The organism is Microtetraspora sp. AC03309 (assembly GCF_020826795.1).
GTDB classification, from domain to species: domain Bacteria; phylum Actinomycetota; class Actinomycetes; order Streptosporangiales; family Streptosporangiaceae; genus Microtetraspora; species Microtetraspora glauca.
Map to the genome: position 1 here is coordinate 1 of NZ_JADDIL010000238.1, position 969 is coordinate 969.

The window sequence follows — 969 nt, forward strand, 5'->3', positions numbered from 1 at the left end:
TTCCGGTACCAACTGGGTCATTTCACCATCCTTTTCTCGAGCCGGTCGGACAGCTTTGTGAGCGCCATGATGACGATGAAGTAGATGATGCCGATGATCAGCCACATGGTGAACGACTGGTAGTTACGAGCGATGATCAGTCGCCCGGTCTGGGTGAGCTCGGCGATACCGATCACCGACAGGATCGAGGTGTCCTTCAGCGTGATGACGAACTGGTTGACGTACGACGGGATCATCGTTCGAACTGCCTGCGGCAGAATCACTTTGCGCATGGTCGGCAGATAGCCGATGCCGAGGCTGCGGGCCGCCTCCATCTGCCCCTTGTCCACCGATTGAATTCCGCCGCGCACGATCTCGGTCATGTAGGCCCCGGCGTTGAGCGACAGCGTGATGATGCCCGCGGTCAGTGCGGTCATCTGGAAGCCCAGCGCTGTTGGGATGCCGAAGTAGATGAAGAAGGCCTGCACCAGCAGCGGCGTACCACGGAAGATGTCGACGTAGGTGGTACCGATGGCCCGCAGGATGATCGAGCGCGATACCCGGCAGAGCCCGAAGACGATGCCGAGCACGAGCGCGATGGCGATCGACACCACGGTCAGGATCAGCGTCATCTTCAGGCCGGCCATCAGGAACGGGAATGCGCTCTTGAGCAGTCCGATGAACGAGTTGTCGGCCTCCGAGGCGCCCTCGCCGAGGTATTTCTCCATGATCTCGTCGTAGCGGCCGGAGTCCTTGAGCTCCTTGAGGCCCGCGTTGAACTTCGTCAGAAGTTCGGCGTTGCGCCCTTTGTTCACCGCGAACCCGTAGCTGGAGCCCTTCTCCTTCGGTGTCACGGTCTTGAACCCGTTGCCCTGCTGGATGCCGTAGTTCAGCACCGGGTAGTCCTCGAAGATGGCCACGGAGTTACCGGTCTTGACCTCCTCGAACATCGAAGCGGAATCGGCGAACGAGACGATCTGGAAGCCGTAC

Annotated in this window: 1 protein-coding gene; it reads right to left on the minus strand. The window is 60.1% G+C overall.

The window, feature by feature from the left end:
• Nucleotides 1–17: 17 nt before the first annotated feature.
• Nucleotides 18–969, minus strand: a 952-nt coding sequence (locus IMZ11_RS42540) for an ABC transporter substrate-binding protein/permease (protein WP_228649252.1), incomplete at its 5' end; no start/stop codon positions are given.